The sequence below is a fragment of the Devosia sp. P1_H9 genome, assembly GCF_056405135.1.
In genome coordinates this window covers 516,879-530,080 of record NZ_JBFUCQ010000002.1, presented here as the reverse complement: position 1 = coordinate 530,080, position 13,202 = coordinate 516,879, and the positions used below count along the sequence as shown (strand labels likewise).

Here is a 13,202-nt window from a genome sequence, read left to right as displayed (position 1 = left end):
CTCAGAACGCGTTCTTGCGCTGGGTGAACAGCGAGATCGGGGTCATCGCGACGATCTTCACGTCGAGCCAGAGCGACCAGTTTTCAATGTAGTAGAGGTCGTGATTGACTCGCTGCATGATCTTGTCGACCGTGTCGGTCTCGCCGCGCCAGCCGTGGATCTGGGCCCAGCCGGTCATCCCCGGCTTCACCCGGTGACGGGCGAAATAGCCCTCGACCGCATCGTAGTAGAGCTGGTTGTCGGCCTTGGCCGAGAGCGCGTGCGGACGCGGTCCGACGATCGAAAGTTCACCCAGAAGGACATTGAAAAGCTGCGGAAGTTCATCGATGGAGGTCTTCCTGATGAACTTGCCGACCTTGGTGACCCGCGGGTCGTCCTTGGTCACCAGTTTCGTGGCGTTGGCATCGAGCATGTCGGTGCGCATCGAGCGGAACTTCCACATGTCGATGAGCTGGTTGTTGAAGCCGTGGCGCTTCTGCCGGAAGAACACGGGGCCCTTGCTCTCGAGCTTGATGGCGATCGCGGTGGCGATCATCACCGGCGAGAGCAGGACGAGGGCGGTGACCGCGACCAGCTTGTCGAACAGCCACTTGAACACGAGGTTCCAGTCCGAGATCGGCCGGTCGGCCATGTCGAACACCGGCACGCCGCCGACATAGGAATAGGCCTTCGAGGTGAAGCGCAGCTTGCTCATGTGGGCCGAGAGCCGGATATCGACCGGCAGCACCCAGAGCTGCTTCAGCATGTCGAGCACGCGGTGCTCGGCGAACAGCGGCATCGAGACGATGACGAGGTCGACCCGGGTCTGCCGGGCGAACTCGATGAGCTCGGCGACGCGGCCGAGCTTGGCGAGGCTGGCGACGGATTCGGGCGAGCGGTCGTCGTTGCGGTCGTCGAACAGGCCGAGCAGGTCGATGTCGTCGCTGGCACCGGTCTGGATGGATTCGATCAACGCCTCGGCATCCTTGCCGCCGCCGACGATAACGGTACGACGCCTCAGCTTGCCCTGCCGGGTCCAGCGGGTGACCAGCTCGTGCACGAAGGTGCGCGAGACGACCAGCACCACGAGGCCGGCGGCCCAGAATGTCACGACCCAGTTGCGCGACAGGGCATGGCCGCTGTCATAGAGCAGCACCAGCGCGCCAAGTACGGCGAAGGCGGCGGTCCAGGCGAGCGCTGTCTTCCAGATCTGCGTGAAGCCCAGGCGATAGGCGGCGACGCTATGCATCCGGGCGAGGCTGATGAACAGTTGCGCCACGGCGACGACGCCGAGCGTGGTGATGACGCTGAGCAGCGTGTCACCGCCGTTGAGCCCGAACAGCGTGAAGCCGGTGAGCGTCAGGACACCGATCTCCGCGACCTGCGTGACGCCCGTCACCACCGCCGCCGAATAGGTCGGCTCGATCGGCTGGTCGGCGATCGCTGCGGCGAGGTCGCCCAGTCGCAGCGGGCCGGCCTTGGCCTTGGGCGGGTGGGCGACGTGCTCGAGGACGGCTTCTTTGGGATCGAGGTGGAACATGGTGGGGGCGGCTCTTTGACTGGGCTCTTGTGGTTCAGCCGGACTTTAGGAAGATACCGATGAAGACTCGGTGAAACCCGTAGTTCGCCTGGTGTCGAGGACTCGCCGGTACAGCGCCTCGATCTGATCGGCCATGTGGGCGATGGAGAAGCCGGCGCGGATATGGGCGAGGCGCATCTCGGCCGCCTGCGTGGCCGCCGCGGGGTCGTCGAGGGCAGACTGCATCGCCCGACGGAGGGCCGGCGTATCGGCCGCGGGGAGCAGGCTCGGCGCGGTGGGTCCGAAGATTTCCCTGACCCCGCCGACGTCGGTGGCGATCACGGGCCGGCCGGCGGCCGCGGCCTCGAGGATGACGTAGGGCAGCGACTCGGCGAGCGATGGAACCACGGCGATGCGGCCGAGGTGCAGCGTCGGGCGGGCCGGCTTGACGCCGAGCAGGGCAACGCGGTCGGCGAGGCCGAGCCGGGCGATCTGGGCTTTGACGGCGTCGAGATCAGGGCCGCCGCCGGCCATGACGAGAGTGGCGGGGCGGCCGCCTGGCGCGCGAACGGGTGCCAGCGCATCGAGCAGGTAGGCGATGCCCTTCACGGCGCGGAACTCGCCAATGAAGACGAAATCGGCGGCATCGGGGCCCGGCGTGATCGGCTCGAACTCCGAGGGCATCAAGCCATTGTGGATGACCGGGGCGGGGCAGGCGGGCCGGGCGATTTGCGAGACATAGGCGGCCTGCGCAAAGGCGCTCTCGAACACGATGGCGTCGGTGGCCCCAATCAGCGCCCGCTCGATCAGGCGGAAGGCGAGGCCCGCCGGTGAGTGCGGCTTGTAGTTCAGTACGCCACCATGTGGGGTGTAGAGCGAGACCCGCTGTCTGGCGCCGATCCGCGCCAGCCGCGCGTTGAGGCCGCCTTTGGCGCCGTGACCATGCAGCACATCGATCTGCAGCGCGTGGGCAAGCTGCCTGACCCTTAGCGGCGTCATGAGGTCGGCGGCGCCGAAGACGCGCGGAATGGGGAGCGAATGGATGCCCAGCGGCGCGAGAGGTCGGAGCCTGCCGAGCCGCTCCTCGGTGAGGGCGTCGGTGTGGAGGCTGTCGGCGACGATGCCTATCTGGTGGCCGCGGGCCGCCAATTCGTGCGTCAGGTCGTAGACATGCCGGAACAGGCCACCGACCGGGGCGCGGAGAATCTGGAGGATGCGGAGCGGCGCGGAATTACGGAACATGGCACGCAGTTTTGCGTACCGGGGTTTCCGAACCCTTTAGAGCCAGCGCTCCGACACCACGATGGTATCTCCGGGGTAAATGGGGAAGTCGAGGTCGACCGTCCCCTTGGCCATCTGGTTGCCCTGCCGGCGGTAGACGATCGCCCTGCCACGGTCGGCCGTATCGGAGAATCCACCGGCGGTGCTGATCGCGGCGCGAACCGTCATACCGTAGACATAGGGGAACTGGCCGCCGTTCTTGATCGCGCCCTGGATGAAGAATGGACGGTAAGTCTCGATTTCGACTGCAACACTCGGCTCGCGGATATAGCCCTCAGCGAGCGCGGCGGTGATCGAGGCGGCGGCAAGCTGGGTGGTCTTGCCGCGCACCTTCACCGGACCGACCAGCGGCAGCGCCACGGCGCCCGAGTCGTCGACCTGGTAGCTCTTGGAGAGCTCGGCCTCGCCATAGACGCTGACCCGGACGACGTCGCCGGTATCGAGCGCGTAAGGGCCTTTCACGTCGACCAGGTAGGTCGAGGGACGGCCGTTCATGGCGCAGGCCGCGAGCGGTACGAGCAGCAAAATGAGGAGGAAACGCAGCCAGCGCATGGCCATCCCTGGAAACCCTGATCAGGGTGCCAGTGTCGGGGCGGTATGGTTAACATTCTGCTTAGAAAATCACGCAGCGGCTCTCACATTGCGAGGCCGCTTAACCGAATGCTTACCACGATGGGCCCATAGCTCGTGTGTAACAGTGAGGGCGGGCGAGTGAGTTCGGATATCGAGCGCGCCGAAGATATGCGGATGGACGTGGGGGCGCTCGTTGCCGCCGTGCTGTCGCGCGGGCTGCGGATCGTGCTCGTCACGGCTCTGCTGCTGGTGGCGACCGCCGCGGTCCTGCTGTTCATGCCCAAGACCTACGAATCCTCGGCGAGCCTCCTGGTCGAGGCGCGCGACAATATCTACACGCGCGCCGCCATGGAGGCGCCGACGAACGGCAGTTCGGTGAACACCGAGGCGCTGATGTCGAGCCAGATCGAGCTGATCAAATCGCGCGACCTGCTGCTCGAGGTGGTCGATTCGCAGAACCTGCGTTCGGTGCCGGAGTTCTCCAATGCCGGCTTCTCGCCGATCGGCTTCGTCATGCGGCTGATCGGCCGTGGCCCTGAAGCGCGCAGCGTCGACGAGACCGTGCTCGGCAACCTGGCGGACCGGATGACAGTGATCCGCGAGCGCGACTCGGCCGTCATTTCGATCTTCGTGCGCTCGACCGACGCGGAACTGGCGGCTCGTGTCGCCAACGCCATCGCGGCAGCGCACGTGAAGCGCCGTGGTGCCCAGTCGCTGACCGATACCGCGGATGCCACGGTGTGGCTGCAGGAAGAGATCGACAAGCTGCGTCCCAAGGTGAGCGCGGCGGAAACCGCGGTGGCCAATTACAAGGTCGACAACGACCTGTTCGTCGGGGCCAACAGTGTGCCGGTGACAGACCAGCAGCTGACCGTTGTCAGCACGCAGATCGCCGAAGCGCAGCAGCGCAAGAACGATGCCGAGGCGCGGGCACAGGTGATCCGCGGGCTGCTGGCGTCCGGGCAGTCGCTCGACGGCGTCAACGACGTCCGCAACTCGGTGGTGATCCAGAGTCTGTTGCAGACCAAGGCGAACCTGCAGGCAGACCTCGCGCAGAAGTCGACGACGCTCCTTGCCAACCACCCGACGATCAAGGCGCTGAAGGCGCAGATCGGCGAACTCGGCAAGCAGATCGTCGCCGAGGCCGATCGCGTGGCGGATTCGCTCGTTGCAGAGGCGAAGGTCGAGGCCGACCTCGAGCAGCGGCTGCGCGATGACCTGACCCGCGCCAAGCTCACGGCCGGCGACGCCACCAAGGGCAACGTGACGCTCGATAGCCTCGAGCGCGAAGCCAAGGCGCAGCGTGACCTGCTGGAAAACTACCTGGCGAAATACTCCGATGCCGTGTCGCGTACCGCTTCCAACTCGGCACTACCCGATGTCCGCATCGTCAGCGAGGCCGCCCCGTCGGCAGAGCCGGCTTCGCCGAAGATACCGTTGATCCTCGGTGCCGTCGGCTTCGTGGCGCTGGCGTTGCAGATCGGCGCGGTACTATTCGGCGAGCTGATGTCCGGACGAGTGCTGGTCGAGCGGGAGACGGTGGCAGTTTCGGAAGAAGAAGCGCTGCCCGAGGATGCCGAGGCGGTGGCTGTGGCCGACGCGATCGCCGACGAGCCGGGGGGCGCGGTGCAAACGAGCCCTATGGCCACGTCAAGGCCTCCAGTGGCTGATGATCTGACGCAGCTGTCGGCCGCAGTTAGCTCGCATCAATTGCGCACAGTGTTGCTCGCGAGGCTCGATGATGGGCCTGAGGCCGTTATCGTGATCGACCGGTTGCTGGAGGACGCGCTGATGAGCGACCTGAGCGCCGTTGTCGTGGACGCCGGCAGCGGCGAAGCCGGCACCGCACTTGGCCTGACCGACCTCGCGGCGGAGCGGGCCGACTATGGCGACGTCATGCAGCGTGCCGGCGAGAATCTCGCGGAAGTGCCCTGGGGCCGGCTGTCGACGCTGGATCGCCGGTCGTCACGGCCACTGACCCTGATCGAGGCGCTTGCCGACATCTACCACGTGGTGATCGTCGACACTGGGCGCGTTGGCGTGGCTTCGGGCCTGCCACTGTTCAGCGGTGCGCGCGCCACTGTGGTGCTGGTGGCAAGCGAGGCAAGCGGCCCGGTGGCCGTGTCTGCGGCACGGCGCGATATCGTGGCGCTCGGTTTCGAGGTCGGTCGCGTGGTGAGTCTCCCTGCCGTCAGGGCCGACGTGGCGTAAGCCCGATGGCCGAGTTCAAGTACAGGCTGATCGGCGCCGCCTTCGAGCTGTTGTGGGCGAGCCAGCTGACGCGCCTGATCCGCAGCCGCTCCAAATCGCGCGGTGTCATCTTCACCCTCCATCGAGTGCTGCCCGACGACCCAGCGGATTTCTCGCCCAACGCCATCCTGCAGGTGAAGCCGGACTTCCTCGAGTTCACCATCGGGCGGGTGCGCGAACTCGGCTTCGACATCGTCGACATGGACGAGGCGGCGCGCCGCATCGAGGCGGACGAGCCGGCAAAGCCCTTCGTGGTCTTCACCTTCGACGACGCCTACCGCGACAATCTGAGATACGCGTTGCCGATCCTGCGGCGCCAGCAGTGCCCGTTCACCCTCTATGTGCCGACGGCGCTGGTCGATGGGGTCGGCGAGGTGTGGTGGCAGGCGCTCGAGGATATCGTCGCAGGGCAGAATGCGCTGGCCGTGACCTATGCTGGCGACACCGAGTATTTCGTCACCGCGAGCCTCGAGGAAAAGCAGCGGGCCTTCGACAGCCTCTATCGGCGCATGCGCACCATGCCCGAGGCCGACCGCGTCAAGCTGATCCGCGACCTCGCCCGACAGTACAATTTCGACCTGGCGCAGCATTGCCGCGAGCTGATCATGGATTGGTCCGAACTGCGGAACTTTGCCGCCGAGCCGCTCTGCACTATCGGCGCGCACACGGTGCACCACTATGAGCTGGCGAAGCTCAGTCCGGCCGACGCGCGCAACGAGATCGAGCAATCGGTCCGCATCCTCAAGGCGCAGTTCGGCAAGACGCCGCTGCATCTCAGCTACCCGATTGGCGGGAGTGCCTCGGCCGGGCCGCGGGAGTATACCCTGGCTCGCGAACTGGGGTTGCGCACGGCGGTAACGACGCGGCCGGGCGGACTTTATGCCGGCCATCGGCATAGCCTCCACTCGCTGCCGCGGGTGTCACTCAACGGGCAGTTCCAGTCGCGGCGCTATGTCGATGTCTTCGCCACCCCGGCGGTGTTCTCAATGCTGCCGGGTTGATCGGTTCTATCCCTCGCCTTCTCTTTCGACTGATTCACTTTCGGAGCTTTCATGGCAGACCTCATCGTCGACGGCGCGCACCCGGTTTCGGGCACCATCCGTCCGTCCGGCAACAAGAACGCGGTGCTGCCCATGCTCTGCGCCACCTTGCTGACCGACGAGGAAGTGACGCTGAGCAACGTCCCCGAGATCAGCGATATCGACAAGCTGGTCGAGTATTTCCGCACCAAGGGCTCTCGTGTAGAGCGCAGCCTCGAGGCGCGGACGCTGACCATCCAGCACGACTTCAAGGCCTTCGCGACGAGCGACGCCGAGCTGCCGGTGGGCATCCGCGCCGCCGTGCTGCTGCTGGCGCCGGTGCTGCTGCGCAGCGACCACCTGATTTTCGACACCGAGGCCAAGGGCTGCGCACTCGGCGTACGTGAGATCGACCCGCATCTCGAGATCCTCGAGCGCTTCGGTGGCACTATCGCTGGCACGCATCCGTTCCGTGTCGAACGGCGCAACGAGATCCGCGGCACAGATATGTGGCCCGACTACGCGTCGGTAACCGCCACCGAGACCTTCGTGATGATCGCGGCGCTCGCCAAGGGCACCTCGACCATGAACAACGCGGCGTCGGAGCCGCATGTGCAGGCGCTGTGCGACATGCTGGCGGCGATGGGCGCCGATATCGATGGCATCGGCACCTCGCGGCTGACGGTGCGGGGCGTTGGCAAGTTGTCAGGCACGACCGCGCGGGTTCCCGATGACCACCACGAGGTCGCGACCTTCCTCGCCATCGGCGCGGTGACCGGCGGTCGGCTGACGGTCGAGACCGACATGGGCCCGCAGCTGACGCTGATCCTCCGCCAATTCGGCAAGCTCGGGCTGGAGTTCGAGGTGGGCGAGGGGAAGGTCACGGCGACCGGCTGGACCCGAAAGGTGACCGAGCCCTACACCGCCGAGATGCTGCCCAAGATCGAGGCGGCACCCTGGCCGTATTTCCCGGCGGACCTCCTGCCGCATGCCATCGGCATCTCGGTCGGTTGCACCGGGGACATCATGTTCTGGAACAAGGTCTACGAGGGTGCGCTGGGCTGGAGCGCGGAGCTGCTGAAATTCGGCGCCCGGGTGCACCTGTCCGACCCGCACCGGCTGGTGGTGTTCGGCGGCAATCCGCTGCGGCCGGCGACGGTCGAGGCGCCGTACATCATCCGGGTAGTGGTGGCGCTGCTCCTGGCGGCGATCCAGATCCCCGGCGAGTCGCGCATCAAGAACGCCGATCCGATCCGGCGGGCCTACCCGCACTTCGTCGAAAAGCTCAGCGCTCTCGGCGCCAAGGTGCGCTGGGAGTAGGGCGGGCTACTTGTCCGGCTTGGCCATCCAGCGGATGATCCAGGTCGCCGGGAAGAACCAGCCCATGCCCATCACGGCGAAGAAGCCGATGAGCAGCCACCATACGGCGGCGCCGAGGAAGCTCATGTAGATCCACATGCCGAGCACCGACCAGACCAGCAGCGAAAGCAGGATCAGGATGGTGCCGAGCAGCTTGCGAGTGGACTGGGTCATGGCTCTCCTGGGTCGGGATGCGGCATCGCGGCCATTGTCAGACGGCCGCCGCCGGGAGTAGTTCGGGGCGAAAGGAACCCATCTTGGCCCTCAGCGCAACCGAACAAACTGCCACAGCAGCAGTATCCACCCGTGATCGGCTGAAGCCGGTCCGGATCTGGCTCTACCTGGTGGCGCTCCTGGTGCTGACCATGGTGGTGGTGGGCGGCGCGACGCGGCTGACCGAGTCGGGGCTTTCGATCACCTCGTGGAAGCCGGTTTCCGGCGCCATCCCGCCGCTGTCCGATGCCGACTGGCAGGCCGAGTTCGAAGCCTACAAGCTGATTCCGCAGGGGGTTCAGAACTCCTGGATGGGGATCGAAGACTTCAAGTCGATCTTCTGGTGGGAGTGGGCGCACCGCTTCCTTGGCCGTTTCATCGGGCTGGCCTTCGCGGTGCCGTTCCTTGTGTTCCTGTTCCAGAAGCGCTTCACCTGGAGCCTCGCGGCCCCGCTCGCCGGGCTGTTCGTGCTTGGGGGCTTCCAGGGCTTTCTCGGCTGGTGGATGGTCTCGTCGGGCCTGTCGGAGCTGACCTCGGTTTCGCAGTACCGGCTGGCGGCGCACCTTAGCGCGGCGGCCCTGTTGTTTATCGCACTGATCTGGGTGGCGCGGCGGCTCGAGCCCGCCAAGGCTGCTACCCCCACGGGTTGGCCGGTGTGGCTCCTGTTGCTGCTGATCCTGGTCCAGATCGCGGCGGGCGCCTTCGTGGCCGGGCTCGATGCCGGCATGGGCTACAACACCTGGCCGTTGATGGATGGAGCGCTGATCCCTCAAGGACTCGATGCCATCGACCCGTTCTGGAAGAACCTGTTCGAGAACACACTGACCGTGCAGTTCATCCACCGGATGATCGCCTATGCGGTCGTGCTCTACGCCGGCTGGCTGCTGTGGCGGCAATCGCGGCGCGGCGGCTTCGGCGGCGTGCATGGCTGGCTGCCGAGGATTTCGGCGCTGATCCTGCTGCAGGTGGCGCTTGGCATCGCAACACTGCTCAGCATGGTGCCGATCTCGCTGGCACTCGGCCACCAAGCGCTGGCCGGCGAAAGCCGGGATGACGGCCAGTGGAGTGGTGTAGAGTAAGCAAAATCAATTACTTAGCATGTGGTATCATAATACCAACAGCGCAAGCCATTGAAAATACAGCGCTAAATCTTTCCGCTTGACGCTTTGCAGTCGCGTCCGTATATCCGCGCCACGAATACGGGGCAGGGGTCTCTCTGTCCGCTTTCAAGGAAAACGAAATGAGCACCTACACGGCGAAGCCGGACGAGATCCAGAAGAAGTGGATCCTGATCGACGCCAAGGATCTGGTGGTTGGCCGTGTCGCCTCCATCATCGCCATGCGTCTGCGCGGCAAGCATCTGCCGACCTACACCCCGCACATGGATACCGGCGACCACGTCGTCGTGATCAATGCCGACAAGGTGAAGCTGACCGGCAAGAAGCTCGATCAGCGCCGGTTCTTCTGGCACACCGGTTATCCCGGCGGCATCAAGGACCGTACGCAGCGCCAGCTGCTGGAAGGCCGATTCCCCGAGCGCGTGCTCGAGAACGCCGTCCGCCGCATGATCCCGGAAGGCCCGCTCGGCCGCAAGCAGTACGGCAACCTGCGCGTCTATGCCGGTGAGACCCACCCGCATGAGGCCCAGGCGCCCGTGAAGCTCGACGTCGCTTCGTTCAACTCCAAGAATGTGAGGGCCAAGTAATGGCCGAGACCATCAATTCGCTCGAAGACCTGGGCACCGCTTCGGTCGCCGCCGTCGTCAATGACGCGCCGGTGCATGTCCAGAAGCTCGACGCGCAGGGCCGTGCCTATGCCACCGGCAAGCGCAAGAACGCCATTGCCCGCGTCTGGGTGAAGCCGGGTAACGGCAAGATCACCGTCAATGGCAAGGAGTTCAACGCCTTCTTCGCCCGTCCGGTGCTCCAGATGGTGCTGCAGCAGCCGATCGTCGCCGCGGCCCGCAAGGACCAGTACGACATCGTCGCCACGGTTTCCGGCGGCGGTCTCTCCGGCCAGGCCGGTGCGGTGCGTCACGGCATCTCCAAGGCGCTCACCTATTTCGAGCCCGAGCTGCGCGGCGTGCTGAAGGCCGGCGGTTTCCTCACCCGCGACAGCCGCGTGGTCGAGCGCAAGAAGTACGGCAAGGCCAAGGCCCGTCGTTCGTTCCAGTTCTCCAAGCGCTAAGCTTCGAGTTCTCAGATTTCCGGAAAGGCCCGCTTCGGCGGGCCTTTTCTTTTCTGGCTACCGCTTCAGCGGGTAGGGATCGAGCGCCGAGTAAACCTCAGCGTCGTAGGCGGCGGCGTGGTTGTCCGGTCGCTGTGCCCGTTCGCGCAACAGCTCCCGCAGACGGTGTGTCCAGCCGTAGGGCCGAAGGGCAGGGCGATTGCCCCTGTTCTCGGGAATGACGATTCGGATATCGCCTGAGGTCTTCTCCCCTTCGATGACCCAGCCGAGTTCGGGCAGGTCCAGCCGGTAGTCCCCAACCTCGACCGGTAGTGGCTGCTCGGGGACGGTCCAGTACGCCGACCTCGGCGGGTGCAGCAGCGTCGGGATCACCGAGCGCAGGCCCCAATGGCTGCTACCCGGGCCGGAGTAGCTGTCGAGGAGCCGCGGATCGTCGCCGAAATAGCCCTGGGTCAGGGTGCCGTCGCGCGCCGCGCCATGGGCTAGGAAGTATCGCCAGACGCAGTCGTTGGCCCGACGCGACAGGCCGAGCCGCTGTGGGCTCGGATCGAGCAGCGTGGCGACCGACAGGGGAGCGCTGGCGGCGGTGCGATAGCAGACGCTCCGTCCCATGATCGGGATGCCTTGCGGGCTGATCAGATGCGCTGTGAGGTCGGCCGAGGCGAGGATGGCGCTGCGCATGAACTCGGCGTCGTAATCGGGATGCATCAGATGCAGGAACGCCAGCTGATAGGTGATGCCCCAGACATTGTAGTAGTCGACCAACCGGTGGGTCGCCGAATCCGAGAACCAGCCATGGGCGAGATAGTGTGGCTTGAACCTCTCATAGTCCGGTAGCGCCGTGACGGTCCGCCCCTCGAGCGCGGCGACGACGGCCTCGCAAGTGGCGCCGAACAGCAGCCAGTTGTTGACCGGCCGATCCGAGGCAGCCGCACGGCGCAGCCAGGTGAGGAGGTTGGATTGTGTCCGGGCATCGAGCATCGGCCAGATGGTGTCCCGCCCGATCCACAGCGTCACCGCGATGTCGCTGGCCTCGACCAGAACCTGGGCCCAGTCGTAGGGATCGCTCCAGTAGGTGGGATGCGCCGGATCGGCTCCGGCCGTGAGCCCGGAGGCGAGCATCTGGGCGAGGTCGACGCTTCGACCACTCGGCAGGTCCGAGATCACCGGGCTGCGGCCGCCGGCAATCCAGGCAGTGAACAGCGGGGCGGTTCGCGCAAACCCTTCGACTCCAGCGACGCGATAGCCGTGCAGGCTACCCCTGCCGCGATACTGGGCGCGCTCGAAATCGGGCGTCGCGGCGGCGAGGAAGCCATCGACGAAGTAGCGGAACAGGGTCTCGTAGCGTTCTTCCGCTTCGATGCCGCTGTCGAGGAAGTCGCGCACCAGCGCCGCATCCGCTTCGCTTGGGCGAGTGGGAGCCGGGCGGTAGCGCAACCAGCCCAGTCCAGTCGAAAAAGGCATACGCATGGATGCTCCGATCCGGACCAGCGTAGAGTGGCTCGGGCATGGACCGCAACTACGGCCGCTTGCGAGCACCGTCCGTCCACGATACGCATTGCCGCGTTCAGACGAGCAGCCAATGCCGCAGCCCAAGACCGTTCTCATCGTCACCGACGCCTGGCACCCACAGATCAACGGGGTGGTGCGCTCGATCGAGCTGGTGGCGCGAGAGATGGAAAAGCGCGGCATCACCGTCAAACTGCTGACGCCGAACGAATTCAAGACCTTCCCGATGCCCGGCTATGGCGAGATTCGGCTGAGCCGGACGCTGATGAAGCCGGTCTACGCGCGGATCGAGGCGGCGGCACCGGATGCGATTCACATTGCGACCGAGGGGCCGCTCGGCATCATGGCGCGGCGCTGGTGCCGGCGGAACGGTTTCGCGTTCTCTTCCGCCTATCACACGCAGTTCCCAGAGTACCTGCGGGCCCGGCTGCCGGTGCCCCTGCGCTGGAGCTACCGGTTCCTGCGCTGGTTCCATGGCGCGGCGAAGTACTGTCTCGTGGGTACGCCGCATTTGAAGACGCTGCTGGAGCAGCGCGGCTTCACCAACGCGGTGATCTGGCAGAAGGGCGTCGATACCGAGCTTTTCAACCCCGCCCGCCGTGAGCCGCTGGCCTGGGATGGACCGGTGTTCCTCTATGTCGGGCGCGTGGCGGTGGAAAAGAACATCGAGGCCTTCGTGGCGCTCGACCTGCCTGGGACCAAACTGGTGGTAGGCGGCGGGCCCAGCCTCGAAAAGCTCAAGGCGGAATACCCCGACGTGGTGTTCGCGGGCCCCAAGCAGGGCGAGGAACTGGCGCGGCTGTTCGCTTCGGCAGATGTGTTCGTGTTTCCGTCCAAGACCGACACGTTCGGCCTCGTACTGCTCGAGGCGCTGGCCAGTGGCACTCCGGTCGCGGCGTTTCCGGTGACCGGCCCAATCGATGTGATCGGCGACGCGCCGGTCGGCGTGCTGGACCACGACCTCAAGGCGGCGGCGATCAAGGCGCTCGATATCCCTCGCGATGGCTGCCGCAACTATGCCGAGCAGTTCTCCTGGGGCGCCAGCACCGACCAGTTCCTGAGATACTTGCCGGTGAGGGGCGTGGGGGCGTCAGAGCGCACTTGACCTCCGCCCGTCTCGGCCACTAAAGCTCCGCAATCCTCGCTCAGGGTTTGGACATGACTCAGGGAGTAGCAGCGCCAATTGCAGCCGCCGGTTTTGCCGGTGCGGCCGCATGCGCTAGCGCCCCCGCTCGCTAGCTCTCCCCGAGCGCCGCAATGCGGCTGGGGAGAGCGGAACCGAACGAGCCTGCCGCACACGCGGCTTAACCGAG

At 65.8% G+C, this 13,202-nt stretch carries 12 protein-coding genes; 7 read left to right on the top strand and 5 right to left on the bottom strand.

Annotated features, from left to right (window positions below; all coding sequences use genetic code 11):
• Window position 1: 1 nt before the first annotated feature.
• The 3 genes from AC1DYL_RS05830 to AC1DYL_RS05820 are packed head-to-tail and all read right to left on the bottom strand — an operon-like array spanning window position 2 to window position 3,331.
• On the bottom strand, window positions 2-1,519 hold the full coding sequence (locus AC1DYL_RS05830) for an undecaprenyl-phosphate glucose phosphotransferase (RefSeq protein WP_477172383.1): 1,518 nt from the start codon (window positions 1,517-1,519) through the stop codon (window positions 2-4).
• A gap of 45 nt (window positions 1,520-1,564) precedes the next feature.
• Window positions 1,565-2,740 carry a glycosyltransferase family 4 protein gene (locus AC1DYL_RS05825; protein ID WP_477172382.1) on the bottom strand — a complete coding sequence of 392 codons (1,176 nt, stop codon included), beginning with the start codon at window positions 2,738-2,740 and terminating at the stop codon, window positions 1,565-1,567.
• Window positions 2,741-2,776: 36 nt separating this feature from the next.
• Entirely contained in the window at window positions 2,777-3,331 is a 555-nt protein-coding gene (locus AC1DYL_RS05820) for a polysaccharide biosynthesis/export family protein (protein WP_477151154.1), read from the bottom strand.
• A 159-nt stretch (window positions 3,332-3,490) separates the two neighbouring features.
• Here AC1DYL_RS05820 and AC1DYL_RS05815 point away from each other — a divergent pair, with 159 nt between their 5' ends.
• The 3 genes from AC1DYL_RS05815 to AC1DYL_RS05805 are packed head-to-tail and all read left to right on the top strand — an operon-like array spanning window position 3,491 to window position 7,941.
• Entirely contained in the window at window positions 3,491-5,563 is a 2,073-nt protein-coding gene (locus AC1DYL_RS05815; protein ID WP_477172381.1) for a GumC family protein, read from the top strand.
• A gap of 5 nt (window positions 5,564-5,568) precedes the next feature.
• The gene (locus AC1DYL_RS05810) at window positions 5,569-6,603 is read left to right on the top strand and encodes a polysaccharide deacetylase family protein (protein WP_477157503.1); all 1,035 of its coding nucleotides are present in this window, start codon (window positions 5,569-5,571) and stop codon (window positions 6,601-6,603) included.
• A gap of 51 nt (window positions 6,604-6,654) precedes the next feature.
• Window positions 6,655-7,941 carry a UDP-N-acetylglucosamine 1-carboxyvinyltransferase gene (locus tag AC1DYL_RS05805; protein WP_477151151.1) on the top strand — a complete coding sequence of 429 codons (1,287 nt, stop codon included), beginning with the start codon at window positions 6,655-6,657 and terminating at the stop codon, window positions 7,939-7,941.
• Between the two features lie 6 nt (window positions 7,942-7,947).
• Here AC1DYL_RS05805 and AC1DYL_RS05800 read toward each other — a convergent pair whose 3' ends face one another.
• Window positions 7,948-8,154, bottom strand: coding sequence for a DUF2842 domain-containing protein (locus tag AC1DYL_RS05800; RefSeq protein ID WP_477151150.1), 207 nt, complete (start codon window positions 8,152-8,154; stop codon window positions 7,948-7,950).
• A gap of 83 nt (window positions 8,155-8,237) precedes the next feature.
• Here AC1DYL_RS05800 and AC1DYL_RS05795 point away from each other — a divergent pair, with 83 nt between their 5' ends.
• From AC1DYL_RS05795 to rpsI, 3 genes are all read left to right on the top strand, one after another.
• Window positions 8,238-9,272 (top strand): COX15/CtaA family protein, encoded by a 1,035-nt coding sequence (locus tag AC1DYL_RS05795; RefSeq protein WP_477172380.1) that lies wholly within the window; start codon window positions 8,238-8,240, stop codon window positions 9,270-9,272.
• Between the two features lie 161 nt (window positions 9,273-9,433).
• Complete coding sequence (gene rplM / locus AC1DYL_RS05790) at window positions 9,434-9,898, top strand: 50S ribosomal protein L13 (protein ID WP_477151148.1); 465 nt, start codon at window positions 9,434-9,436, stop codon at window positions 9,896-9,898.
• The gene (rpsI, locus tag AC1DYL_RS05785; RefSeq protein WP_477151147.1) at window positions 9,898-10,380 is read left to right on the top strand and encodes a 30S ribosomal protein S9; all 483 of its coding nucleotides are present in this window, start codon (window positions 9,898-9,900) and stop codon (window positions 10,378-10,380) included. Before rplM ends, rpsI begins: the two co-directional genes overlap by 1 nt.
• A 57-nt stretch (window positions 10,381-10,437) precedes the next feature.
• Here the strand turns inward: rpsI and AC1DYL_RS05780 are convergent, their stop codons facing one another.
• Window positions 10,438-11,850 carry a DUF2264 domain-containing protein gene (locus tag AC1DYL_RS05780; RefSeq protein ID WP_477172379.1) on the bottom strand — a complete coding sequence of 471 codons (1,413 nt, stop codon included), beginning with the start codon at window positions 11,848-11,850 and terminating at the stop codon, window positions 10,438-10,440.
• Between the two features lie 112 nt (window positions 11,851-11,962).
• Between AC1DYL_RS05780 and AC1DYL_RS05775 the strand changes: the two genes are divergently transcribed.
• Window positions 11,963-12,994 carry a glycosyltransferase family 4 protein gene (locus tag AC1DYL_RS05775; protein ID WP_477172378.1) on the top strand — a complete coding sequence of 344 codons (1,032 nt, stop codon included), beginning with the start codon at window positions 11,963-11,965 and terminating at the stop codon, window positions 12,992-12,994.
• Window positions 12,995-13,202: the final 208 nt, after the last annotated feature.

Excerpts from the sequence above, each read along its gene's own strand:
- AC1DYL_RS05805 (WP_477151151.1), top strand. The coding sequence starts at position 6,655 with ATGGCAGACCTCATCGTCGACGGCGCGCACCCGGTTTCGGGCACCATC.
- AC1DYL_RS05775 (WP_477172378.1), top strand. The coding sequence starts at position 11,963 with ATGCCGCAGCCCAAGACCGTTCTCATCGTCACCGACGCCTGGCACCCA.
- AC1DYL_RS05820 (WP_477151154.1), bottom strand. The coding sequence starts at position 3,331 with ATGCGCTGGCTGCGTTTCCTCCTCATTTTGCTGCTCGTACCGCTCGCG.
- AC1DYL_RS05825 (WP_477172382.1), bottom strand. The coding sequence starts at position 2,740 with ATGTTCCGTAATTCCGCGCCGCTCCGCATCCTCCAGATTCTCCGCGCC.
- AC1DYL_RS05830 (WP_477172383.1), bottom strand. The coding sequence starts at position 1,519 with ATGTTCCACCTCGATCCCAAAGAAGCCGTCCTCGAGCACGTCGCCCAC.
- AC1DYL_RS05810 (WP_477157503.1), top strand. The coding sequence starts at position 5,569 with ATGGCCGAGTTCAAGTACAGGCTGATCGGCGCCGCCTTCGAGCTGTTG.
- rplM (WP_477151148.1), top strand. The coding sequence starts at position 9,434 with ATGAGCACCTACACGGCGAAGCCGGACGAGATCCAGAAGAAGTGGATC.
- rpsI (WP_477151147.1), top strand. The coding sequence starts at position 9,898 with ATGGCCGAGACCATCAATTCGCTCGAAGACCTGGGCACCGCTTCGGTC.
- AC1DYL_RS05780 (WP_477172379.1), bottom strand. The coding sequence starts at position 11,850 with ATGCGTATGCCTTTTTCGACTGGACTGGGCTGGTTGCGCTACCGCCCG.
- AC1DYL_RS05800 (WP_477151150.1), bottom strand. The coding sequence starts at position 8,154 with ATGACCCAGTCCACTCGCAAGCTGCTCGGCACCATCCTGATCCTGCTT.